At 76.4% G+C, this 22,605-nt stretch carries 25 protein-coding genes and 1 pseudogene; 21 read left to right on the top strand and 5 right to left on the bottom strand.

Annotated elements, in window-relative coordinates:
• A pseudogene (locus ACWENR_RS19905) lies at positions 1–98 on the bottom strand (Mur ligase domain-containing protein); the annotation flags it as partial.
• Here ACWENR_RS19905 and ACWENR_RS19910 point away from each other — a divergent pair.
• Positions 88–687: an MBL fold metallo-hydrolase gene (locus tag ACWENR_RS19910; protein ID WP_452278487.1), complete on the top strand. Its 600-nt coding sequence runs from the start codon at positions 88–90 to the stop codon at positions 685–687. The pseudogene ACWENR_RS19905 and the gene ACWENR_RS19910 overlap by 11 nt on opposite strands.
• 13 nt (positions 688–700) lie before the next feature.
• Here ACWENR_RS19910 and ACWENR_RS19915 read toward each other — a convergent pair whose 3' ends face one another.
• Together ACWENR_RS19915 and ACWENR_RS19920 are read right to left on the bottom strand one after the other, a co-directional pair.
• Complete coding sequence (locus tag ACWENR_RS19915) at positions 701–1,036, bottom strand: hypothetical protein (RefSeq protein ID WP_452278465.1); 336 nt, start codon at positions 1,034–1,036, stop codon at positions 701–703.
• A 93-nt stretch (positions 1,037–1,129) separates the two neighbouring features.
• Complete coding sequence (locus ACWENR_RS19920) at positions 1,130–2,353, bottom strand: MFS transporter (protein ID WP_452278466.1); 1,224 nt, start codon at positions 2,351–2,353, stop codon at positions 1,130–1,132.
• 155 nt (positions 2,354–2,508) lie between these two features.
• On the opposite strand from ACWENR_RS19920, the gene ACWENR_RS19925 reads away from it, so the two are divergent.
• Entirely contained in the window at positions 2,509–3,495 is a 987-nt protein-coding gene (locus ACWENR_RS19925; RefSeq protein WP_452278467.1) for a LacI family DNA-binding transcriptional regulator, read from the top strand.
• A gap of 186 nt (positions 3,496–3,681) precedes the next feature.
• Positions 3,682–4,386 (top strand): alpha/beta hydrolase, encoded by a 705-nt coding sequence (locus ACWENR_RS19930; protein WP_452278468.1) that lies wholly within the window; start codon positions 3,682–3,684, stop codon positions 4,384–4,386.
• 115 nt (positions 4,387–4,501) lie between these two features.
• On the opposite strand, the gene ACWENR_RS19935 is transcribed toward ACWENR_RS19930, so the two are convergent.
• A complete protein-coding gene (locus ACWENR_RS19935) occupies positions 4,502–4,963 on the bottom strand; it encodes an acyl-CoA-like ligand-binding transcription factor (RefSeq protein WP_452278469.1) in 462 nt (153 codons plus the stop codon).
• A gap of 17 nt (positions 4,964–4,980) precedes the next feature.
• On the opposite strand from ACWENR_RS19935, the gene ACWENR_RS19940 reads away from it, so the two are divergent.
• The 18 genes from ACWENR_RS19940 (at position 4,981) to ACWENR_RS20025 (ending at position 22,060) form a co-directional block, all read left to right on the top strand.
• Positions 4,981–5,913, top strand: a complete 933-nt coding sequence (locus ACWENR_RS19940; protein WP_452278470.1) for an AraC family transcriptional regulator — start codon at positions 4,981–4,983, stop codon at positions 5,911–5,913.
• Between the two features lie 338 nt (positions 5,914–6,251).
• Positions 6,252–7,100: an LppM family (lipo)protein gene (locus tag ACWENR_RS19945; protein ID WP_452278471.1), complete on the top strand. Its 849-nt coding sequence runs from the start codon at positions 6,252–6,254 to the stop codon at positions 7,098–7,100.
• Positions 7,101–7,226: 126 nt separating this feature from the next.
• Positions 7,227–7,571, top strand: a complete 345-nt coding sequence (locus tag ACWENR_RS19950) for a hypothetical protein (protein ID WP_452278472.1) — start codon at positions 7,227–7,229, stop codon at positions 7,569–7,571.
• Between the two features lie 10 nt (positions 7,572–7,581).
• On the top strand, positions 7,582–8,190 hold the full coding sequence (locus ACWENR_RS19955; RefSeq protein WP_452278473.1) for a glycine zipper family protein: 609 nt from the start codon (positions 7,582–7,584) through the stop codon (positions 8,188–8,190).
• A complete protein-coding gene (locus ACWENR_RS19960; RefSeq protein WP_452278474.1) occupies positions 8,187–8,882 on the top strand; it encodes a carboxypeptidase-like regulatory domain-containing protein in 696 nt (231 codons plus the stop codon). Before ACWENR_RS19955 ends, ACWENR_RS19960 begins: the two co-directional genes overlap by 4 nt.
• Positions 8,883–8,909: 27 nt before the next feature.
• A complete protein-coding gene (locus ACWENR_RS19965) occupies positions 8,910–10,172 on the top strand; it encodes a phage tail sheath family protein (protein WP_452278475.1) in 1,263 nt (420 codons plus the stop codon).
• Position 10,173: 1 nt separating this feature from the next.
• A complete protein-coding gene (locus ACWENR_RS19970; protein WP_452278476.1) occupies positions 10,174–10,656 on the top strand; it encodes a phage tail protein in 483 nt (160 codons plus the stop codon).
• Positions 10,657–12,334: 1,678 nt separating this feature from the next.
• Complete coding sequence (locus tag ACWENR_RS19975) at positions 12,335–12,556, top strand: hypothetical protein (protein WP_452278477.1); 222 nt, start codon at positions 12,335–12,337, stop codon at positions 12,554–12,556.
• On the top strand, positions 12,556–13,395 hold the full coding sequence (locus ACWENR_RS19980) for a CIS tube protein (protein WP_452278478.1): 840 nt from the start codon (positions 12,556–12,558) through the stop codon (positions 13,393–13,395). Before ACWENR_RS19975 ends, ACWENR_RS19980 begins: the two co-directional genes overlap by 1 nt.
• Entirely contained in the window at positions 13,392–14,981 is a 1,590-nt protein-coding gene (locus tag ACWENR_RS19985) for a phage baseplate assembly protein V (RefSeq protein WP_452278479.1), read from the top strand. Before ACWENR_RS19980 ends, ACWENR_RS19985 begins: the two co-directional genes overlap by 4 nt.
• A complete protein-coding gene (locus ACWENR_RS19990; RefSeq protein ID WP_452278480.1) occupies positions 14,981–15,319 on the top strand; it encodes a hypothetical protein in 339 nt (112 codons plus the stop codon). Before ACWENR_RS19985 ends, ACWENR_RS19990 begins: the two co-directional genes overlap by 1 nt.
• Complete coding sequence (locus ACWENR_RS19995) at positions 15,316–15,807, top strand: GPW/gp25 family protein (RefSeq protein ID WP_452278481.1); 492 nt, start codon at positions 15,316–15,318, stop codon at positions 15,805–15,807. Before ACWENR_RS19990 ends, ACWENR_RS19995 begins: the two co-directional genes overlap by 4 nt.
• Positions 15,804–18,554 carry a putative baseplate assembly protein gene (locus ACWENR_RS20000; protein ID WP_452278482.1) on the top strand — a complete coding sequence of 917 codons (2,751 nt, stop codon included), beginning with the start codon at positions 15,804–15,806 and terminating at the stop codon, positions 18,552–18,554. Before ACWENR_RS19995 ends, ACWENR_RS20000 begins: the two co-directional genes overlap by 4 nt.
• Positions 18,535–19,050 (top strand): phage tail protein, encoded by a 516-nt coding sequence (locus ACWENR_RS20005; protein ID WP_452278483.1) that lies wholly within the window; start codon positions 18,535–18,537, stop codon positions 19,048–19,050. The genes ACWENR_RS20000 and ACWENR_RS20005 overlap by 20 nt, the downstream gene beginning before the upstream one ends.
• Positions 19,047–19,976 carry a hypothetical protein gene (locus tag ACWENR_RS20010; RefSeq protein WP_452278484.1) on the top strand — a complete coding sequence of 310 codons (930 nt, stop codon included), beginning with the start codon at positions 19,047–19,049 and terminating at the stop codon, positions 19,974–19,976. Before ACWENR_RS20005 ends, ACWENR_RS20010 begins: the two co-directional genes overlap by 4 nt.
• Positions 19,973–20,431, top strand: coding sequence for a hypothetical protein (locus ACWENR_RS20015; protein WP_452278485.1), 459 nt, complete (start codon positions 19,973–19,975; stop codon positions 20,429–20,431). The genes ACWENR_RS20010 and ACWENR_RS20015 overlap by 4 nt, the downstream gene beginning before the upstream one ends.
• 17 nt (positions 20,432–20,448) lie before the next feature.
• Positions 20,449–21,192 (top strand): hypothetical protein, encoded by a 744-nt coding sequence (locus tag ACWENR_RS20020; protein WP_452278486.1) that lies wholly within the window; start codon positions 20,449–20,451, stop codon positions 21,190–21,192.
• A 133-nt stretch (positions 21,193–21,325) separates the two neighbouring features.
• The gene (locus ACWENR_RS20025) at positions 21,326–22,060 is read left to right on the top strand and encodes an HD domain-containing protein (protein ID WP_452278488.1); all 735 of its coding nucleotides are present in this window, start codon (positions 21,326–21,328) and stop codon (positions 22,058–22,060) included.
• Positions 22,061–22,112: 52 nt separating this feature from the next.
• On the opposite strand, the gene ACWENR_RS20030 is transcribed toward ACWENR_RS20025, so the two are convergent.
• The gene (locus ACWENR_RS20030; protein ID WP_357097455.1) at positions 22,113–22,352 is read right to left on the bottom strand and encodes a winged helix-turn-helix domain-containing protein; all 240 of its coding nucleotides are present in this window, start codon (positions 22,350–22,352) and stop codon (positions 22,113–22,115) included.
• Positions 22,353–22,605 lie beyond the last annotated feature (253 nt).

Genomic DNA, 22,605 nt, shown 5'->3' on the forward strand with positions numbered 1-22,605 from the left:
GTCATCGCCGCCGCGAGGGCCTCGGAACGGTGCAGCACGCGCAGGCCGCGCCGGCGCGCCTCCACCATCTCCAGGTGGTCCTGCGGGATGGCCGACGCGGGGCAGAGCCCGGCGCACGCCCGGGAGATCCAGGCCGCCCTGCGCGCCGCCGGGCTGCCGCCGCCGCGCTGGCTGGTCTACACGCACCACCACTGGGACCACGTCTGGGGCGCCTGCGCCTGGCCCGACGTCGAGATCGTCGGCCACGTCGCCGGCGAGCGGCTGCTGCGCGAGGAGGCGGCCCGGCCGTGGAGCCACCGATACCTGCGGGAGCAGGTGCGGGCGAACCCGCGGCTCGGCCCGAGTTTCCGGGCCCGGGCGCTGGCGGTCGACTCGTGGGACGACTTCGCGGTGCTGCCGCCGACCCGGACCTTCACCGACGAGGTGGAGCTGCCGGTCGGCGTACGGGTGCGGCACGTCGGGGGCGCCCACGCGCCGGACTCGACGGTGGTGGCGGTGCCGGACTCGGGCGTGCTGCTGCTCGGCGACTGCTACTACCCGCCCCCGGCGCACCTGCGCACCCCCGAGGACCGGCCCGACCTCGCCCTCGTCCGCCGGCTGCTGGCCGACGACCTGCACTGGTACGTCGCGAGCCACCAGCCGCCGATGACGCTGGACGAGGCGCGCGCGGCGGTCGCCGCGGGGTGACGCGGCGGCGGGCTCAGCGGGCGCGACGCTCCGGGTGGGCCCGGTTCCAGGCCCGCATCCGCTCCGGGTAGCCGGTGCGGGCGGCCTCGTACAGCGGCACCGCGTGCCTGCGGGCGATCGACCCGGCGGCGCGCGGCGAGCCGGTGCGGCGGCGGATCCACTCGCCGTCGTGGGCGATCGCCACCACTGTGGTGTCGGTCGCGGTGGTCTCCGGCTCCAGGTAGAACTCGACGCCCCGCCGGCTGGTGACGAACGCCTCCAGCGCGGCCAGGTCCTCGCGGGTCGCCTCCCGGTCGAGCTTCGTGGGGGTCGCGTCGGCGCCGCGCGACCGTCGACTGAACCAGCCCATCCCCACTCCCCCTTCTCCTCGGCGTCCTCCCAGTGCAGCACCGTTTCCTGGGACGCGGCTGCGAGCCGGGTGTGAGTGACCTGCGGGGTAAGGTCAGCGGGCCGGCGGGCGGGTGGCCGGCACCAGGGCCAGGGTGGGCAGCAGCAGCACCGGCACGACGAGCAGGGCGTGCAGCGTGCCCACCCGGTCGCCGAGCAGGCCGAGCAGCGGCGGGCCGCCGAGGAAGGCCGTGTAGCCGATCACGGCGACCACGCTGACCCGGGCGGGCGCCCGCCGCTCGTCGTCGGCCGCCGCGCTCATCCCGACCGGGAAGCCCAGCGACGCGCCGAGCCCCCAGAGCGCGACGCCGACGACCGCCACCGGCCCGGACCCGGCGAGCACCGCCACGCCCGCCCCGACGGTGGCGAGCAGGATGGTGGCCGACAGGACGGGCACCCGGCCCCACCGGTCGAGCGCGACGGTGCCCACCGTGCGGCCCAGCGTCATGCCGACGACGAAGACGCCGAAGACCGCCGCGCCGGCCGCCTCGCTCAGGTCGTGGCCGTCGATGAAGGCGACGGCGAGCCAGTCGTTGGCGCTGCCCTCGGCGAACGCCGCCACCAGCACCAGCAGGCCGATGAGCAGCGTGCGCGGCTCCCGCCAGGCGGCGAGCAGGTCGCGGCGGCGCTCGGCCGGGGCCGCCGACGCGGCGGCCGTACCGCTCTCGGCCGCCGGCAGGAACGACCGGACGGCCAGCAGCGTGCCGCAGAGCACCACCGCCGCGAGCGCGGCGAGGTGTGCGGCGACCGGCAGGCCGAGGCGGGCGGCCCCCGCGCCGAGCCCGGCGCCGGCCACGGAGCCGAGGCTCCACGCGGCGTGGAAGCGCGGCATGATCGTGCGCCCCAGCCGCCGTTCGACCGCCGCGCCCTCGACGTTCATGGCGACGTCGCAGATGCCGGAGCCGTAGCCGAACGCGCACAGCCCCAGCGCGACCCCCGGCAGGGCGCCGGCCTGGGCGGCCAACCCGGCCACGGCGAGCCCGGCCGCGACGAGCGCGCTGCCGAGGGCCACCGTGCGGGCCGCCCCGAGCCGCTGGGCCACCAGGCCGGCGGTGGGCATCGCGAGCAGCGAACCGGCGGACATGGCGAGCAGGAGCAGCCCGAGCCGGCCCGCGCTGAGCCCCAGCGCGTCCCGGACGGCGGGCACCCGGGAGAACCAGGTGGCGACCGCCAGCCCGTTGAGCGCGAACACCACGGCCACGGCGGTACGGGCGACCAGCACCGCCCGGGGCACGGCGGGCGGGGCCGGCGCGGCGGTCGGGACGGTGGTGCGGCTCACGGTTACGGTCCTCTCGCCTCGGGCGTCTGCCCCGATCGCACACCTGAGAGCGCTATCAGCGCAACCCGGATCCGCCCCTTACGGTCGGCGGCGCCGGCGGAGAATGATGCGACGGTCGGCCGCGCCCGGACGGCCGGCGACACGGGAGGACAGCGATGACGACGGCACACCGACCACCGACCCTGACCGACGTCGCCCTGGCGGCGGGGGTCTCCCGGGCCACCGCGTCGCGGGTGATCGCGGGGACGGGCTACGCCTCGCCGGACGCCCGGGACCGGGTCAAGGCCGCCGCCGGCCGGCTCGGGTACGTCCCGAACCTGACCGCCCGCGCGCTGGTCCGGGGCACCGGGGTACGGCTGGTGGTCGCCGTGTCCGGCGCCGGCCCGGCCGTCCTCGACGACCCGTACGTCGACCGGGTGGTCGGCGCGGCCGCGCGGGTCTGCGCGCCGCACGGGCTCGGGGTGGCGCTGCACTGGCTGCCGCGGCGGGACCCGGCCGGGCTGCGCGAACTGGCCGAGGACCGCAGCGTCGGCGGGGTCGTCCTGGTCAACACCACCGAGGCGGTGCTCCGGGCCGTCCCGGCGGCGCTGCGGGGCAGGGTCGCGTCGATCGGCATCGGCTCCGCCCTCGTACCCGCCTTCGACGTGGACAACGGCGGCGGCACGGAGGCCGTGGTGCGGCACCTGTACGCCACCGGCCGGCGCCGCATCGCCATGGTCACCGGGCCGCGCTGGCTGTCCTGCGCCGGCCGCTCCGTCGGCGCGTACCGCCGGGTGGTGCGCGACGCGGGCCTGCCGGTGCGGCTGGTGCGGGGGGACTTCAGCGCGCGCCGGGGCCGGGCGGCGGCCCGCGAGGTGCTGCGCCGCTGGCCGGACACGGACGCGATCGTCGGGATCAGCGACGCGACCGCGCTGGGGCTGATCGACGGGCTGCGCGGCGACGGCGTCCAGGTGCCCGGGGACGTGGCCGTCACCGGCTTCGACGACATCCCGCTCGCCGCGATGACCGCCCCCGCGCTGACCACGGCGACCCACCCGGTGGGGCAGATCGCCACGGCGGCGGCGACCGCCGTGCTGGCCGGCCGGCCGGTGCCGCCGGCGACGGTGTTCCCGTCCCGGCTGGTCCGCCGCCTCAGCGCATGACCCGGCCCGGCAGGACCGTCCGCCCCGGCGGAGCCAGCGGGGTCGGGGGTCCGTCCGGGCCCCCGGTCAGCGGCCGACGGCTGCCCAGGCCGGTGGGCGAGGCGGCCAGCCGGGTCGGCAGGGTTAACCGCCGGGCGGCGGGGTAACCGCCGCCGCACCCCGCCGACGACGAGGAGCGGTGATCCCGTGGCCGAACCCGCCGCGCCGCACCGGCAGCCGGAGGAGAACCCCCGGCACGGCCGGCTCACCGCGCGTCCGGCGCCGCCAACCACCCGGGCCGCCACCGGCATGGTGACGCTGACCGACGCCGACGGCGGGCCGCTGGCGATGGTGTACGCGCCGGAGCCGGTCGCCGACCGGCCGTACCGGCTGGTGCTGCTGCTGCACGGGGCGGGCGGCTCGGCGCGGCAGGGCCTGGACCTGCTGCTGCCCGTCGCCGACGCGCACCGGCTGCTGCTGGTGGCCCCGCAGGCCGCGTCGAGCAGCTGGGACCTGATCGTGGCGGGCTACGGGGTGGACGTCCGGCGGATCGACGGGCTGCTCGCGACCGCCTTCGCCGGCTACCCCGTCGGGCAGGTGGCGTTCGGCGGGTTCTCCGACGGCGCCTCGTACGCCCTCTCCCTGGGCCTGACCAACGGCGACCTGGTCGACGCGGTGCTGGCCTTCTCCCCGGGCTTCGCCGCGCCGCTGGTCACCCACGGCCGGCCCCGGGTCTACGTCTCGCACGGCGCGGACGACCCGGTCCTGCCGGTCGACGTGTGCAGCCGCCGCCTGGTGCCCCGGCTGCGTTCGCTCGGCTACGACGTCACCTACGACGAGTTCCCGGGCCCGCACGAGGTGCCGGCCGACATCCGGCACCGCGCCGCCGACTGGCTGACGGTCGCCGACTGACCCGGGGGGCGGCGCGCGGCGGGGGCGTCCTGGCCATCCGGCCGCCGAGCGCCCGGGTGACGACGGCCGGGCCTCGGCGGCGCGGCCCGGACGACCCGCGGAGCGCGGGGCCCTCTCAGGCGTTCGGGCCGGCGCCCACGGTGTCGTCGCCGAAGGCGGCGGCAAGCGCCTTCGCGATCAGGTCCGGCAGCTCGGCCCGTCCGTCGTCCTCGGCCCAGCGCACCAGTGCGGTGTGCATGGCGGCCAGGCAGGCGCCCGCCGCCGCGCGGATGCGGAACACCGTGTCCGGATCCGTGCCGTCGGGCGCGAGGGCCCCGACGATGGCCTGCTGGAGGGCGTAGTGGTTGTCCAGGTGCCGGGACCTCGGGCCCCGCGCCTGATCCCAGGCCGTCGAGGGGTCCGCCCCTCGACGGCGAACGCCGCCCCGCCCCGAGCCCCGGCGGAACACGGCGACGGCACGGCCGCGCGCGCACCCGGCGACACGCGCCGACGGCGGCACCGCCCACCGCCTCCCGCCGGCCCCGGGGCGGTCGTGACCGAGACGCCGGATGGCGTACGCGCCTGGAGCCATGCGCATTCGTCTACGCTGGCGGGATGGATCCGCTCACCGGGCTGCTCGACGGGCCCCGCGCCCGGGGCGCCTTCCTGCTCCGGTCGCTGCTGGACCCGCCGTTCGCCCTGCGCATCGAGGACCGCGCCCCGCTGACCGTGGTCGCCCTGGTGCGCGGCGCGGCCTGGGTGGTGCCCGACGACGGCGCGGCGGTGCGGCTGGGGCCGGGCGACGTGGCGGTGCTGCGCGGGCCCGACGGCTACCTCGTGGCCGACGACCCGGCCACCCCGCCGCAGGTGGTCATCCACCCGGGGCAGCGGTGCACCACCCTGCGCGGGGAGCCGCTGGCCGAGTCGATGGCGCTGGGCGTACGCACCTGGGGCACCGGCACGGACGGCGCGACCGTGCTGCTGACCGGCACCTACCAGCTTCCCGGGGAGCTGAGCCGGCGGCTGCTCACCGCCCTGCCGCCGCTGGTCACGGTCGGGGGCGACGAGTGGCGCAGCCCGCTGGTGCCCCTGCTCGCCGAGGAGGTCACCCGGGACGCGCCCGGCCAGGAGGCGGTCCTCGACCGGCTGCTCGACCTGGTGCTCATCGCCGCGCTGCGCGCCTGGTTCGCCCGCCCCGGCGCCGCGCCCGCCTGGTACGTCGCCGCCGCCGACCCGGTGGTCGGCCCGGCGCTGCGGCTGCTCCAGAACGACCCGGCCCGGCCGTGGACGGTCGCCTCCCTCGCAGCCGAGGTGGGCGTCTCCCGGGCGGCGCTGGCCCGCCGGTTCACCGACCTGGTCGGCGAGCCGCCGATGACGTTCCTCACCGGGTGGCGGCTGGCGCTCGCCGCCGACCTGCTCCGCGAGCCGGACGCCACCCTGGGCGCGGTGGCCCGCAAGGTCGGCTACGGCAGCCCCTTCGCGCTGAGCACGGCGTTCCGTCGGGTCCGCGGGGTCACCCCGCGCGACCACCGCCTCGCCGCGTCCTGACCGGCCGCCGCGGCCACCCCGCCAGAGGCGGTGCTGCACCGCCGGAGGGGTGCTGCGCAACGACATCCACCACCTCGCCACGCCGCTGCCGCCCGCGACCCGACGCGACCCGGGCCGGCCGGAGACAGCGTCCGGCCCGGTCGGCGGCCGCTGCGAGACCTGCACCGGGGCGGGCCCGCGACGGGTCGGGCGGTCCGGTGCCGCGGCAACCCCTCAGGATATCCATTCCGCCGTTTCGCGGCCTCGGCCGAAAAGGAGCGCCCGTCGGTAAGATCGGCGACTTCGTTGTGACTGATCGCTGACTGCTGCCAGTGATCCGGATCACACACACTGTGCCCATGAATACGGGACTCATCCGCGGCAGGGCACTCCGCGTCGCGGCGTGTCTCGTTCTGGTGGCCGCGCTGACCGGCTGCATGCAACTCAATGTCGGGCTGACCGTCAACGCCGACGACTCGGTCGACGGGCAACTCCTGCTGACCGCCCAGAAGACCGTCCTGACCTCGGGCAACCGCACCGTCGAGGCCGGCTTCGCGGAGCTGCGGCAGAACATTCCGGCCCTGCCTCCGGGCGAGGAGACCCGATACGAGGACGGCAAGCTCTTCGGTTCCCAGATCGTTTACCGGAACGTCCCCCTGCGCGATTTCAACAGCGAGAGCGTGCGGCTGGTACGGGACGGCGACCTCTACCGGTTCACCCTTCCGCTGGACCCGAAGAAATACGGCGGAAAGGTGGCGGAACAGAATCCGCAGAATCAGCAGGCGTTCATGCGGCTGATGTCGTTCGAGATATCGGTGACCTTTCCCGGCCGGGTGCTCGACACCAACGGCACGGTCAACGGCCGGTCCGTCAGCTGGCAGGTCGGCAGCAACCAGGAGAAGCCGGCCGAGCTGCGCGCGGTCGCGGAGGCGCCGCCGAGGCCGTCGGCCGCCGCCGGGCCGGGCGACGACGACGGCGGATTCCCGTGGCCGCTGCTGGCCGGCGCGGCGGCGCTCCTGCTGCTCGTCGCCGTGGTGGTCGTACTGCTGCTGCGCCGTCGACGGCGACCGGCGCCCACCGCCGGCGGCGCGGTCGTGCCGGGCCAGCCGGCCGGCCCGACGCCCGGCAGCCACAGGGCGAGCGGCCCGGCGGCCGGCAGCCCCGTCACGGGCGACCCGACGCTCCCCGGCCCGCCGGGGCCCGCCTGAGGTCCCTTATCCGCTCCCGCCCGCCGCCCGGCGGCGGGCCGGGCCCGTCGGAGGCTTCCCGGAGCCGCCGGCCGCACCACCACCACACCCCGGTCGCACCACCGCACAACCGAAGGGAGATCGGCGATGAACGATCTCTTCACCTGGGCCGCCCTGGGCAGCCTCACCGGCGCGAGCGCCGCCACGCTGCTCGCCACCAACGTCATCGGCGGGCTGATCGGCCCGAGCGGCGACAAGGCCCGCAAGTGGATCGCGCTGGGCATCGCGCTCGCGCTGTCCTACCTGACCGCGGCGTTCGCCACCGACGCCGGCGCCGAGAAGTGGATCATCGCGTTCTTCAACGGGCTGGTCATCTTCTCCGCGGCGCTGGGCGTCAACCAGCTCCCGCCCGGCAACCGGCAGGCGACCCAGGCGTCGCCGACCCAGGTCGCGCAGGGACGCGAGCCCCGCATCCTCCGCTCCTGGGTATGAGGGGGCCATCATGGTCTACGGAGTCCTCAGCACCCTCGTACACGTGGCCACCGGCGCGATCCTCGGCCAACTCGCCGGCGGCACGGTCGGGCTGCTGGTCGGCGCGGTCGCCGGCCTGCTCGTCGGCGGGATCTTCGGCTGGGCGGTCGCCTCGGCCCGGGTCTACGGCCCGGACGCGAGGGGCGTCCTCCTCTTCGTCGTCGACCACACCTGGAGCCTGCTCAACACGGTCGTCGGCGCGGTCTACCTCGCCGCGCACGTGCTCTTCGGGCACTCGCTGGACCGGGCCACCTCGCAGCACAGTTGCCGGTTGAACGTGGTCGAGGGGGTCTCCCCCCGGTACGCCACCACGATCGGCACGGTCTGCGCCGGCTCGGGCCCCGGCATCCAGCGGCACGAGGACGTGCACATCCTCCAGGCGCGCATCCTCGGCCCGCTCTACATCCCGCTGGTGCTCGCCAACTACGTGCTGTTCACCATCGTCCCCGTCTGGCTGCTCTACCACGACCACACCAACGCGCCCATCAACCGGTTCACCCGGTACTTCGAGATCGGCGTCTACCCGCACGTGTGGAACGAGGCCATCGCGTACCGCGTCCAGGGAACGCCGCCGCGATGACCACGCCGGGGCGCGGCCCGATCGAGACCGCCACCGCCGAGCTGGCCGGTTGGCTGGCCGGGGCGGCGGGGGAACCCGTCCCGGTCGGCCCGCCGCGCCCCGACGACGACCCCGCCCGGCTCACGCTCTGGCCGATGGAGCTGCGCCCGGCCCGGCAGACCCGGGGCAGCGGGGGGCGCGAGCCGTACCGCTTCACCGTCCGCTACCTGCTCTGCGCCGGCGGGCCGGCGGCGCTGCCCGGGTTGGACCGGGTGCTCGCCGCCGCGACCGCCGGCGGGGAACGCGCCGTCGTGCTGGAGGCCGGCGACCCCCGGCTCTGGGCCGCGTTCGGCACGGCGCCCCGGCCGGCCCTGCTCATCGACGTGCCCGCCCAGGTCGCCCACTCGGCGTCGCCGGCGCCCCCGGTGCTGCGGCCGCTGGAGCTGCGGCAACTGGAGATGCTGGCCTTCGACGGGCGGGTCGTCGGCCCCGAGCGGCAGCCCCTCGCGGCCGTGCGGGTCGAGGTCGTCGGCACGGCGTACGCCACCACGACCGACCCCGCCGGCCGGTTCCGCGTCGTCGGCGTCCCGCACGACCCCGACCGCCCCGGGCCGGTACGGCTGCGGCTCGCCGGCCGGGGGCGCGTCCTCACCGCCGAGGTCGACCCGACCGAGCCCGACATCGTCATCGTCTGCGCGCCGCCGACCCGCTGATCCCCGCGAACCACACCGGGAGGACCGATGCCCACCTACTTCTCGCCCGGCATCTACGTCGAGGAGGTCCCCGACGGCGCCCGCCCGATCGGGCCGGCCAGCACCAGCACGGCCGCCTTCGTCGGAGTCGCGCCGGACCGCGACGCCCAGCTCGGCAGGGCCGTCGCGGTCAACAACTGGACCGAGTTCCTGCGGCTCTACGCGAACGGGGACCGACTGGAGAGCACCCCGCTGGCCCGGGCGGTGTTCGGCTTCCTCGACAACGGCGGCAGCCGCTGCTGGGTCGTGAACGTCGGCGAGGGCGGCGAGATCACCGGCACCGGCCACCGGCGCGGCGGCCTGCAACTGCTGGAGGGCATCGACGAGATCTCCATCCTGGCCGCGCCCGGCTTCCACGACCCCGTCTCGCACGAGGCGCTGCTCAGCATGGCCGAGCGGACGCGGACGATGGTGGCGATCTGCGACCCGCCCCCGGACGTCCCGGACGTCTCGGCGCTGACCAGGGTGGCGACCCCGTCCACCGGCAAGCCGCCCAAGCCCGCCGAGGGCTCCGGCGGGTCCGGTGGGTCCGGCCCGGCCGCCTCCGGCTCGGCCGCCTCCGGAGCGGCGGACGAGGCGCCGACGGCGTGCCGGCCCCGGCAGTCCGACCTCGGCGCCCTCTACCACCCCTGGCTGCGGGTACGCGACCCGCTCAGCGGCGAACTGGTGCTCACCCCGCCGAGCGGGCACATGGCCGGCATCTGGGCCCGCACGGACGCCCTGCGCGGCGTGCACAAGGCCCCCGCCAACGAGCCCGTACGCGGCGCCGTCGACCTCGCCCACCTCGTCACCCGGCCCGAGCACGACGTGCTGAACCCCAAGGGCGTCAACGTCATCCGCTACTTCCCCGGCGAGGGCATCCGGGTCTGGGGCGCCCGCACGCTGGCCGCCGAGGCCAGCGAGTGGCGCTACCTCAACGTGCGCCGGCTCTGCATCGCCATCGAGCAGGCGATCGCCAACGGCACCCGGTGGATGGTCTTCGAGCCGAACGACTTCACCCTCTGGCGGTCCATCCGCCGCGACATCGGCGCGTTCCTCACCCGGGTCTGGCGCGACGGCGCGCTGCTGGGGCGCACGCCCGAGGAGGCGTTCTTCGTCAAGTGCGACGAGGAGACCAACCCCGCGGACGTACGCGACGCCGGCATGGTCGTCGCCCACATCGGCGTCGCGGTGGTCAAGCCCGCGGAGTTCGTGGTGTTCAAGCTGAGCCAGTGGGCCGGCGGCACCGAGACCGAGACGATCGGAGGCTGACATGCCGACCACGGCCACACCACAGCCGGGCGCCCCGGTCGACCCGTACCGGGCCTACAACTTCAAGCTCCTCGTCAACGGCGTCACCAACGGACACTTCACCGAGGTCAGCGGCCTGGAGATGAGCATCCCCGGGGTGCCGTACCGGGAACAGGGCAACGACCGGATCCGGATGGTCCCCGGCCAGGTGGAGTACGCGCCGGTGACCCTGCACTTCGGCCTCACCGCCTCCCGCGAGCTGTGGGACTGGGTGTACGCGGTGGCCCGGGGCACGGTGAACCGGCGCAACGTCTCGATCGTGCTGCTCGACGCGGCCGGCACCTCGGAGGTGCTGCGCTGGAACCTGATCAACGCCTGGCCGACGAGGTGGCGGGGCGCCCACCTGAACACCCTCGGCCAGGAGCTCGCCATCGCGGCGCTCACCCTGCGCTACGAGAGCCTGGAACTGGAGACCGGCGGTGCCGCCGCGCCGACCACCGCGTAGCTGGCTGGCCGCCCGGCTCCGGGAGACGGCCGCGGCGCTCGGCGAGCTGGCCCGCCTGGTCGAGGCGGCCGGTCCGGGCGCCCCCGTCCGGGCCGGCCGGTCGCAGCGCCGCTCCCCGGCCGACGCCCCGCCCCCGACCGGCGGCTCCCACCCTGCCGGCCCCCCGCTCTCGGCCGGGGACTCCCACTCGGCCGAGGATTCGCTCTCGGCCGGGGGCTCGCTCCTGGCCGAGGATTCCCTCCTGGCCGGAGACTCGCTCTCGGCCGGAGATCTGCTCTCGGCCGAGGACTCGCTCTCGGCCGGGGACTCGCTCCTGGCCGCCCCGGAGGCTACCGCCCTGCCGGCGCGCCGCCCCGGCCAGCCGCCCGAGCACTGGTTGCGGGTGGTGTCCGCCCATGCCCCCGGCCTGCTGCACGACCTCGAACCCGGCGTCGGCACCGGCCTCTTCCCGACCGGTCCCGCCGCGCCGCCGCCCGTCGACCGGCACGGGCCGAGGGCTACGGTCGCCGACGCGCCGCACGGCACAGAGTCGAGCCGCCGGCCGGTGCCTCTCCCGCCGGGAGGAGGCGTCGGGAAGCCCGGATACGGACGGCTGCCCGTGCCCGGCCGACGGGACGGGCACGTGCTGCCCGCCGAACGCGAACGGCCAGGCGTTCCGTGGCCAAGCGATGGGCCAAGCGAAGGCTGGCCGGGCGGTGCCTGTCCGAGCGGTGACTGGCCGAGCGGGCACGACTGGCCGAGCGGGCACGACTGGCCGAGCGGGCACGACTGGCCGAGCGGGCACGACTGGCCTAGCGGGCACGACTGGCCTAGCGGGTACGACTGGTCGCACGGATCCGGGTCGCCGAGCGAAGGCGACCTGTCGCACGGGCACACGTCACCGGGCGAGGACAACCGTCTCCACCGGCACGCTTCGCCGGACGGAGACGACTGGTCCGGCCCGCACCCTGCGCCGGACGGAGTCGACTGGCGTGGAGGGCGACGAGGACACGGGAACGTCCCGCTGGGCGGGGCCGGCTGGCCGCACGAGCGCGCCTTTCCCGACGGCAACGGCGGCAGGTCCGGCGCCGGCGGAACGCGCGACGACGGTCACCCAGTGAACCTCGGTGCGCCGAACGGCGGCCGGGTGGGGGCCGGCGACGGCCTGCACGACCACCGGTCGACGACCGAACGCCGGGCAGGTCGAGGGGTGGACGAGGCTGCCGACCGTCCCCCGCTGCGCGGCGGCTGGCCGGTGCTCCGGCCGGCGGTGCCCCCACCCCGCGGCGCAACGTGGACCGCTCAACCACAGGCCACCATCGGCCCGCCCATTCCCGCCGCCCCGACCGCCGCCCACCCGGCCACCAACAACCCGGCAGCCACTGGCCCAGGCTTCCCATCGGCCACCGACCGCCGTACCCCCACGCCGACGAACCCACCCCACCCCCCAGCACCCGCCGACGCCTCGCCGCCCCGACCCCGCCCCGCCCGCGCCGGGCTGTCGCCGGAGATCTTGGTAGGAAATGGCCCCTGGAGGGGCCGTTCCGTACCAAGATCTCCGGGCACCCCGGGCGGACCGTTCGACGTCAGCCACGGGGGCAGCGGGCTGCGGGACAGGGCCACCAACCCTTGGAACCGGCACGCGGGGCAGTGGGACGGGCACGGGGGGCAGTGGGACGGCGGTGGCGGATTGCTCAGCGTGCCGCCGTCGGGATGGCCCAGTGAGGCGGCGCCCTGGCCGGCGCTGCCCGAACCCGGCGGCGCGACGCCGGCCAGCGGCGGGTGCGGGCTCGGCGGCGGTCGGGAACGGAGCGGGCCGTGGCCGGCGCTGCCGGACGACCGGCCGCTGTGGACGGTGCCCGCGGCGGCCCTCGACGACGAGCGCGTCCGCCGGCTCGACCGGGAACAGGCGGGTGGCTGATGGAGCGGGTCGCCTTCCTCATCGACGTTACCGGCGAACGGGTGGACTGCCTGCTCAACCCGGAGACCGTGCAGGTGACGCGGCTGGCGGGGGTACGCCGTCGGGGCGCGGCCGGCGGGCAGCTCACCGGGGCCGGGCTCGCCGACGACCCGCTGGTCTTCACCGGCGGCGGTCGCACCGAGCTGGTGCTGGACCTGCTCTTCGACGTGGACTTCGCCGAGGGGCAGGTTCGCCCGACCGACGTGCGGGCGCTCACCCGGCCGCTGTGGATGCTCGCCGAGAACTCGGCCACCGAGTACGGCTCGCTGCGGCCGCCGCTGGTCCGGCTGGTCTGGGGCAAGACGTGGAACGTGCCGGGCGTCGTCGTCGCGGTGGCGGAGCGCTTCGACGCGTTCACCGCCACCGGCTCGCCGCAGCGGTCCTGGCTGCGGCTGAAGCTGGTCCGGGTCGCGGAGGACGCCGACCGGGCGCGCCAGGGCTTCGCGGAGGAACTGGCCGCGGCGAGCACCCCGACCGTCGCGCCGGGCAGCGCCGTCGTGGCCGCCGGCGACGGCGCGACCGGGCCCGACCACTCGGGCGTACGCTTCGACCTGCTCGCCCACGACGCGCTGGGCTCGCCGCTGCGGTGGCGGCTGCTGGCCGAGCACAACCGGATCACCGACCCGCTCGCCGTGCCACCCGGCACCCCGCTCGCCGTGCCGTCGGGCACAACGCTCGCCACACCGCCCGGCACCCCGCTCGCCGGGCCGTCGGGCACCACGATCGCCACCCCGACCGGCGCACCGTTCGCCGGGCCGCCGCAGTCGGTTGCGGCCGCCCGCCCGGCGGGTCTGCCGTGACCGCCCCGCGCGCGCTCGCCGTGCTGCTCGACGGCGCGCCGCTGCCGGACGGGGCGGCCCGCCGGCTGGTGGCGGCCCGGGTGGCGGCCCGGCTCGACCAGCCGACGCAGTGCGAGGTGGCGCTGACCACCGCGCCGGGCGCCGCCGCGCTCACCCCGCCGGTGCCGACGGGGGCGCGGCTGGAGCTCCGCCTGGACGGCCACTCCGACGCGCTGTTCGCCGGCGAGGTCACCTGCGTCGAGGTCGAGTACGCGGCCGACGGCGCGGCGCTGCTGCGGGTGCGGGCGTACGACGCGCTGCACCGGCTGCGCCGGCGGCAGCGGCTGCGGGTCCTCGAGGCGGTGACCGCCGCCGACCTGGCCCGCGAGCTGTGCGGGGACGACGGGCTGACCGTGGACGCCGAGGCCGACGGCCCTCGGCTGGAGCGGCTGTCCCAGCACCGGCACAGCGACCTGGAGTTGCTGCGGGAGGTGACCGGGCGGGCCGGGCTGCACGTGGTCGTCGACGGCGACCGGCTGCGCCTGCTGACCCTCGCGGGGCACGGCGAGCCGGTCGCCCTGGAGCTGGGCCGGGGGCTGCACTCGCTGCGGGTGTCGACCAACCTGGACGCGGCCGGCGGGGAGAGCGCGGCGCTGGGCTGGCACCCGCAGCGCGCCGAGCCGATCAGCCAGCAGGTGGGCGCGGCACGCAGCGGTCGGCGGATCGCCGCCGACCCCGACCCCGCCGACGTGGGCGCGGGCGGCGTGCGGACCGCCGTCGACCAGCCCGGGCGCGGCGACGACGAGCTGGCCGCGCTCGCCCAGGCCCGGCTCGACGCGCGGGTCGCCGCGCTGGTCACCGCCGAGGGGACGGCCGAGGTCGACCCGGCGCTGCGGCCCGGCCGGCGGATCGCGCTCACCGGCGTGCCCGCCGGCGTCGAGGGGACGTACGTGCTGACCGAGGTGGTGCACACGATCGACGTCGCCGGGCAGCTCACCCGGTTCTCCACCGCCCCACCCCCGGCCCCGCCGGCCGGGCCGCCCGCCCCGGCCGCGGTCACCCTGGGCCGGGTCACCGACGTGGCCGACCCGGAGGGGCGGGGCCGGGTCCGGGTCGAGCTGCCCGCGTACGGGGGGCTGGACGCCGGGTGGCTGGCCGTGCTCTGCCCGGGCGCCGGACCGGGCAAGGGGCTGGTGGCGCTGCCGGACCCGGAGGACGCCGTGCTGGTGGCGCTGCCCGGTGGCGATCCCGCGTCGGGCATCGTCCTCGGCTCGCTCTTCGGCGCCGCCGGGGCGTACGACCCGGGGGTCGACGGCGGGCGGGCGCGGCGCTGGTCGCTGCGGACGGCGGGCGGGCAGTCGGTCGTGGTCGACGACGCCGCGCGGAGCCTGCGGCTCGCCACGGAGGGCGGCAGCTGGCTGGAGCTGACCCCCGAGCTGGCCACCCTGCACGCGGCGACCGACCTGGTGCTCTCCGCGCCCGGCCGGGCCATGGTGGTGCGCGCCCGCAGCGTCGACTTCCTGCACGCGGAGGCGACCGAGGACCCGGCAACGGCGGCGCAGCGGGCCCGGGCGCTCGCCCGCGCCCATCGTGAGGGAGGCGGCTGATGCGCTGGATCCACCGCGACTCGGTGATCAAATGCGACCACGACGGACGGGTCGGCAACCGTGCCTCGCAGGCGTGGGTGACCGTCGCCGGCGTGCCGGTGCTGGTGGACGACGACCCGGAGGGGCGGGAGATCACCGCCTGCCCGAACTACGGGCCGACGGTCAAGCCGTGCGCGAGGACGCTGCGGGTGCGGGTCGGCTACAGCGACTGGGTGCGCGTCGACGGCCGGCGGGTGGTCCTGTCCCACCTCGACGGGTTCACCGACGGCACCCCGCCCGGCCTGGTCCACCACCGGGTGCGCGACCCCCGGCAGGGCTTTCTGGGGGCGGACCGGTGAGGGCCTTCCGGTTCGTCGGCGCCGGCTTCGACCCGGGTCGCGGCGGCGGGCTCGCGCTGACCGCCGCCGGCGGCCTCGCGATGACCGAGGGCGACGAGACCGTACGCCAGGCGCTGTTCCTGCTGCTGTCCACCACGCCGGGCGAGCGGCTGATGCGCCCCGGGTACGGCTCCCGGCTGCACCGCCTCGTCTTCGCGCCCAACGACGACACGACCGCCGGGCTGGCCATCCACTACGTCCGGGCGGCCGTCACCCGCTGGGAGCCGCGGGTGGAGGTGCTCGACGTCGACGCCGGCCCCGACCCCGACGAGCCGTGGCGGCTGGTGATCCGGCTCGACTACCGGATCCGGGCCAGCCTGACGCCGGGGCAGCTGGTGTTCTCCGTCGACCTGCTGCCCGCCGACGACCCGGGAGACTCTGCCGCCGCGCCCGGCCCGGCCGGGGGCCCGCCGCCCGGTCGGGTGCCGCCGGAGGAAGGAGCGTCATGACGCTGCCCGTGCCCCACCTCGACGACCGCACCTTCCTCGACCTCGTCACCGAGGCCCGGGAGCGGATCCGGCAGTCCTGTCCGGGCTGGACGGACCTGTCCGCCCACGACCCGGGGATCGCGCTGCTGGAGGCGTTCGCGCACCTGACCGAGGTGATGATCTACCGGCTCAACCAGCTGCCCGAGAAGGCGTACGTGGCGTTCCTCAACCTGCTCGGGGTGGCCCGGCACGCCCCCACGGTGGCCTGGGCGGACGTCCGGTTCACCCGGACCGGCGGCGGCGAGGGCGGCCCGGTCCGGATCCCCGCCGGCACCCGGGTGGCCGCCGCGCGCGGGGCCGACCCCCGGCCGATCGTCTTCGTCACCACCGAGCCGGCGCTGCTGGCCGCCGGGCAGCGGGAGGTCACCGTACGGATGCACCACTGCGAGCCGGTGGAGGCGGAACTGCTCGGCGTCGGCACCGGGCAGCCGGGGCAGGTGCTGCGCGCGGCCCGGGCGCCGCTGGCGCGCACGGCCGAGCCGCTTGACCTGCTGCTCGGCGTCGAGGTGCCGGCCGGCACGGTGCCGCTGGGCGCAGCCGCCCGGGAGCACGACGGCCGCACCTTCGAGGTCTGGCGGCCGGTGGACAGCTTCGCCGGGCTCGGCCCGCAGGACAAGGTCTACCTGGTCGACCGCTGCTCGGGGACGGTCACCTTCGCCCCCGCCCTGGACCTGCGCGCCCCGGCGGCCGGCCACGCCCCGGCGGGCGGCGACGCCCCGGATCACGTGGACACCGCCCCGGGCACCGACGTCACCGGGGACGCCGACGCGGCGGGCACGCCGGGAAGCGGGCCGGCGGGCGGACCGGCGGCGGACGGGCCGGCGGCCCCCGGCGGCGACGCCCCGGCGGGCGGCCTGGTGACCGTGGCCGCCGTGCCGCCGGCCGGGCGGCAGATCCGGCTGTGGTACCGCTCGGGCGGCGGGCCGGCGGGCAACGTGGCGGCCGGGACGCTGACCAGCCTGCGCGACCCGCTGCCCGGGGTCCGCGTCGACAACCCGGCACCGGCGGCCGGTGGGCGCGAGATGGAGTCCATGGAGTCGGCGCTGCTGCGCGGCCCGTACGAGTTCTTCGCCCAGCAGCGGGCCGTCACCGCCCGGGACTTCGAGGTGCTCGCCACCGGATCCGGCGCGGTGGCCCGGGCCCGGGCCTTCACCCGCGCCGCCGTCTACAGCTTCGCCCGCCCCGGCGAGGTGGAGGTGGTGCTGGTGCCGTACGTGCCGGAGGCGGCGCGGCCCGGCGGGCGGCTGCCGGTGGCGGTGCTGCGCGAGCACGAGGTCGACCAGGCCCGCGCCCGGGTCGAGGCGGACCTGGAGCGTCGCCGCGCCCTGGGCACCTCGTGCCGGGCGACCTGGGCCCGTTACAAGGCGGTGTCGGTGCGGGCCCGCGTGGTGGTGCGCCGGGAGGAGGACGTCGAGGCGGTCCGCCGCCGCATCCACGACCGGCTGCACTCCACGCTCAGCCCGCTGCCGACCCCGCTCAACCCGGCCGGCTGGGCGTTCGGCGAGCCGCTGCGGGCGTCCAACGTGTACCGGCTGCTGGAGCACGCCGAGCCGGGCGTGCGCTACGTCGAGTCGGTCCGCTTCGTCGTCGACGAGGCGCCCGACGCGCAGGTGCGTACCCTCGCCGTCGACCAGTACCAGCCGCGGACCTGGTACGCGGGGCGCGGGCCGGTGCTGTTCCGCTCCACCAACGCCGGAGCCGGCTGGGAGCCGGCGGGCCGGTTCGACGACGGCGAGACCGTGCTGCGGGTGACGCCCGCGCCCGCCCCGGCGCGTCCCGGCGTCGTGCCCCGGCCCGGCTCGGTGGCGGTCGCCACCGTACGCGCCGACGGCGGGTCCCGGGTGCACCTCAGCGGCGACCTGGGCGAGACCTGGTCGCTGCTGGCCGACCTCGACTCGCGGGTCTCCGACCTCGCCTGGATCGACCGGGACGGCGCGGGCGCGCTGCTGGTCGCCACCGACACCGGCCTGTACGAGGTCTCCCTGCTGCCCGGCGCGGTGCCGTTGCAGATCCTGGTCGATCCGGCCGACGCCGACCGGGGCTTCTACGCCGTCCGGGCGTTCGTCTCGGAGCGGGGCGCACCCGGGGTGGCGCTCGCCGCGCAGGCCGGGTTCGGGGTCTACCTGTCCACCCAGGCCGGCCGCCCCGGCACCTTCGCCCACGTCGGGCTGGCCAACGTCGACAACCGCGTCCTCGCCGTCCAGTACGACGGCCCCGCCACCCTGCTGTGGAGCGGCGCGGGCGAGCCGGACCCGAAGAAGCCCGGGCAGGGCTGCTGGCGGACCCGGCTCTTCGAGTCCGACGTGCGGTGGCAGGCCGTGCAGTCCGGCTGGATCGGCGGCACCTGCCGGGACCTCGCGTTCGCCGGCCCGCTCGCGGTCGCCGCGACGCAGAGCGGCGGCGTGCTGCGGCTGGACACCCTCGCCGCCGCCCCGCAGTGGGCGCCCGTGATGGTCAACTGCGGCCTGCCGCTGCGGGACCGTTCCCGGTTCGTGCCGGTGGACGCCGTCGCCGCGACGGGCGGGCCGGACCGGCTGATCCTGGCCGGCGGCGAACGCGGCGTGCACCGCAGCGTCGACGCGGTCGACTGGGCGGCCAGCGCCAACCAGGCCACCGCCGACGTGGTGACCGTCCCCGACACCTGGCTGCTCTGCTCCGGCGAGCACGACATCGAGGTGGTGCGGCAGGATGCGACGCGCGGCGATTGAGCGGCTGCTGCCCGCCGCGTACCAGCGGGCCTGCGTGCCGGGCAGCGTGCTGTGGGCGCTGCTGGACGTGATGGAGACGCTGCACGCCCCGGACGAGGCGGTGCTCGCCGACGTCGACGCCCTGTTCGACGCGTACCGGGCGCCGGAGGGGATGGTCGCGTACCTGGCCCGCTGGGTGGCGATGGACCACGTGCTCGCCCCGCCCCGGCCCGACGCGCCGTCGCCGCTGCCGTCGGGCCGGCTGCGGGACCTCGTGTCCCACGGCGCGCTGCTGGCCCGCTGGCGCGGCACCCCGTACGGGATGCGCAGGGCCCTGGAGGTCGCCACCGGGCTGCGCGGCTTCGCGCTGACCGAGCCGGCCGACCGGCCGTTCCACGTCGTGGTCACCGTGCCGCCGGCCGCCGCCGGTCAGCTCGCCCTGATCACCCGCGTCGTCGAGGCGGAGAAGCCCGCGTCGACCACCGCCGAGATCGTCGTCGCGAAGGAGCAACCATGACCACCGAGTGGGCGGTCGTCGCCGCCGCCGAGCAGTTCACCCTGGACGCCCGCAACACCGGCGAGCTGACCTTCACCGTCTCCAACCCCGGCCCGGCCCCGGACACCGTCGTCTTCGACGTGGCGCCCGGCGACGGCTCGCAGCGGTCCTGGTTCACCGTCGCCGAGCCGCAGCGGGTCGTACCCGGGCAGGGCTCCGTGTCGTTCCTGGTCCGGCTGGCCGTGCCGCCCGGCACCGCGCCCCGGCGCTACGACATGACCGGGTTCGCGTACTCGGCGAACACCGCGCCGGAGGAGAGTTCCCGCTCCAGCGGCCGGGTCACCTACGAGGTCCGGGCGGTCGCCCCGCCCCGGCGTACACCCTGGCCGTGGATCGCCGCCGCGGCGGCGCTGGTCCTCGTCGTCGGCGCGGTGGTGGTCTGGCTGGTGGCCCGCGACGCCGAGCCGGCGCCGGGCGAGCCGCGCGTGGTCACGGTCGAGGCGGAGCGGCTGGTGCCCGCCGCCGAGGTGCGCTCGCCGCAGGGCTCGGCCGCGCAGGTGGTGGCGCAGCCGAACTGCTGCGGGGTGACCTGGTCGGCGGACGCCCAGCTGTTCTTCCAGGGCCTCGCCGTCGGCGACCAGGTGACCCTGACGGTGGACATCCCCGCCGACGGCACCTGGCGGCTGGCCACCGTCCGCACCACCTCGTTCGACTACGCCAACACCGTCTTCACCGTCGACGGCACCCAGGTCGGCGGCGCGTTCCTCGGCTTCACCCCGAAGGTGACGAAGACCGACTGGCTGGACGTCGGCACCGTGGCGCTGAGCCGGGGGCCGCACCGGGTCACGCTCGTCGTGGTCGGCAAGACCCAGGGCACCGACCGCTACTTCGCCGGCGTCGACGCGATCCGGTTCACCGAGGTCGTCGCGCCGGCCGACGCCCGATGAGCGGCCGGCGGAAGGCGCTGCTCGCGGCGGCGGGCGCGCTGCTGGTGGCGCTGTTCGCGGTCGCCGTCGGCGCCGGCCGCGACGACCGGGGCGACCCCCGCGCACCCTCAGGGCTGGTGGAGCGGCTCGCCCGCCTCGGCGGCGAACGCGCCGCGGTGGACCCGGCGACGGTCCGCGCCGACTGCGCCGAGGGCGGGCGGCTGGTCTTCGCCGGCGGCTGCGTGCTGCGCGTCGCCGACCCGGGCGGGCTGCGCACGCTGGTGCTGCGCAGCGCGGCGCCGTTCACCGTCGAGGCGCCGGCGCCCGGGGACGCCGACTTCACCGTCCGCGACGAGGTCGTACCGGCCGACGACGGCACCGGGGCCGTCGCCCGGATCGCCGTGGACCGCGCCACCGACGTGCTGCTGCGCTGCCCGGGGCTCGGCACCTGCACGGTCGCGGTCACCACGTCCTGACCAGCGAAGGGGCCACCATGGGTGAGCTGCGCAAGCCGTTCCTGCTGCTGGCGATGCTCGCCGTCGGCCTGGCGCTCGGCGTCGAACTCGGCGCCGGGCTGCTCACCGGCGGCGGCGACGCCGGCGCGGCGCTGCGGGACAGCGCCGGGACGCTCGGCGTGGAGGTCGCCGACGTGTCCGGGGTCAGCGAGCCGTCCGGCCGGGGCACCGGCTACCTGGCGCTGGTCGACGCGGTCGCCGTCTGGACCACCGGGCTGTTCTGCCTCAGCCTGGTGCTGTCGGAGCGGGTGCAGGGCCGGGTGCAGGGCGTCGCGACGCTGGTCTTCTCGATCGTGCTGATCGTCGTGGCGTTCGTCGCGCTGCTGGTCGCCTTCGTCGAGCTGACCGTCATGGTGTCGCTGTTCCTGGCGCCGCCGTTCGGCACACTGGCCTACCTGGCCCTGTGGGGGTTCTTCCCGGTCGGCGACGCCTCGGTGCTGCTGGGGCTGGTGCTGCTGCTCAAGCTCGCCTGGGCGGGGCTGCTGCTGGCCGCCCAGCCCCGCTTCGGCCAGAACAAGGGCCTGGTGCTGCTCGCCCTGACCACGCTGCTCTGCACCGTCGCGCTGGAGTTCCTGCACCGGCTGGTGCCGGTGATCCTGGTCAGCATCGTCGACGACCTCGGGGCGCTGCTCTTCGCCGTGGTCGCCCTCGTCTGGGGGCTGGTGCTGCTGATCGGCTCGATCCCGGCCGTCGTCAAGGCCGTCCGGGTCACGGGCGGCTGACGATCCCGGCCGTCGTCGAGGCGGTCCGCGTCACGGGCGGCTCACGTTCCCTTCGGTGCCCGCGGCATGGCCGGGCGTCGGGTGGGCGACGCCAGGGGCGCGGGGCATGATGAAGATCCGCTATAAGTGGCGCATGGAGTTTCCCGCCTACCTGGCCACCATGCCGATGCACGCGATCACCGAGATCCACGGCGAACCGGGCCTGCTCGCCCGGTTCCGGCTGGAGCTGCGCGCGTTCGACGAGGCCGCCCGGGGGCGACTCACCGAGGCCCTCGACCTCGCCGCCGAGCTGCACCGCGACGACCGGCGGGTGCGCGAGCCCTACCTCAACCACCTGCTGCGGGTGGCGATCCGGATGATGCACCACTACCAGGTGCGCGACGTCGACGTGATCGTCGCCGGCCTGCTGCACGACGCCGTCGAGGACCACCCCGACGAGCTGGCCGCCGCCGGCGGGCACGCCGGCGACGACGCCACCGCCGCCGCGCTGGCCGTCCTCGCCGAGCGGTTCGGCCCGCGCGTGGCGCGCCTGGTCGCGGCGGTGACCAATCCGGCGTACGACCCGGGGCGCGACAAACACACGCAGTACCGGGAGCACGTGGCGGCCAGCCTGGACCGGGAGCCGTGGGCGCGGGTCATCAAGATCTCCGACTTCACCGACAACGGGGTGGGCGTCATCCACACCGTCGGGCCGAAGGTCACCTCGTCGGCCCGCAAGTACCGGCCACTCGTGCCCGTCTACCGGGACCTGGTCACCCGGCCGGACACTCCCCTGTCGGCGCCCGTGAAGCGGCACATCCTCGACCAGCTCGACCTGGCAGAGGAGCGCTTCAGCGCCATCCTCGACCAGCCGGCACACCCGAACTGACGACAACTCGATCCGGTCGGGGTCAGTCCGACAGGTGTCGCCGGCCAGCAGCCTACGGCTCCCGCATCCAAAGCTTCGGGTCGTTGACGAAGACGCCCTTGCCCTGGTGCCGCCAGATCACTCGTAGCGCTTCGAGCCGCACGTAGACCTGCTTGACAGTGGACGGGCTGACCTTGTGAGTCGCAGCAAGCTGCGTGATTGAGGGCAGCTTGTCCCCCGGCTTGAGCTTCTTCGCTCTGATGTCGGCGACGATCTCGTCGGCGATGCGGATGTAGTCGGCGGTGATCGGCATGACTCCCCCTGCGTGGCACGCCAATTCGATCACGCAACGACACCTTGCAACAACTCATCGTTTGACTAAGGTGACTGGGACAGCTAAGTTGAGAATCGCCTCTCCCCTTGCGTGGCAACAAGGAGCAGAGGCATCCCCCTGGTCGGGGCGGGTGCCCGTGCCCGTCCCGACCCGCTGGGCCGCTCTGCTGTCGTACCGCTGAATCGAGCTGCGGCGGCCGAGCGGGCGGGTCGTCCGCGGCCCCCGCGCGGAC

Source organism: Micromonospora sp. NPDC004336 (assembly GCF_053602615.1).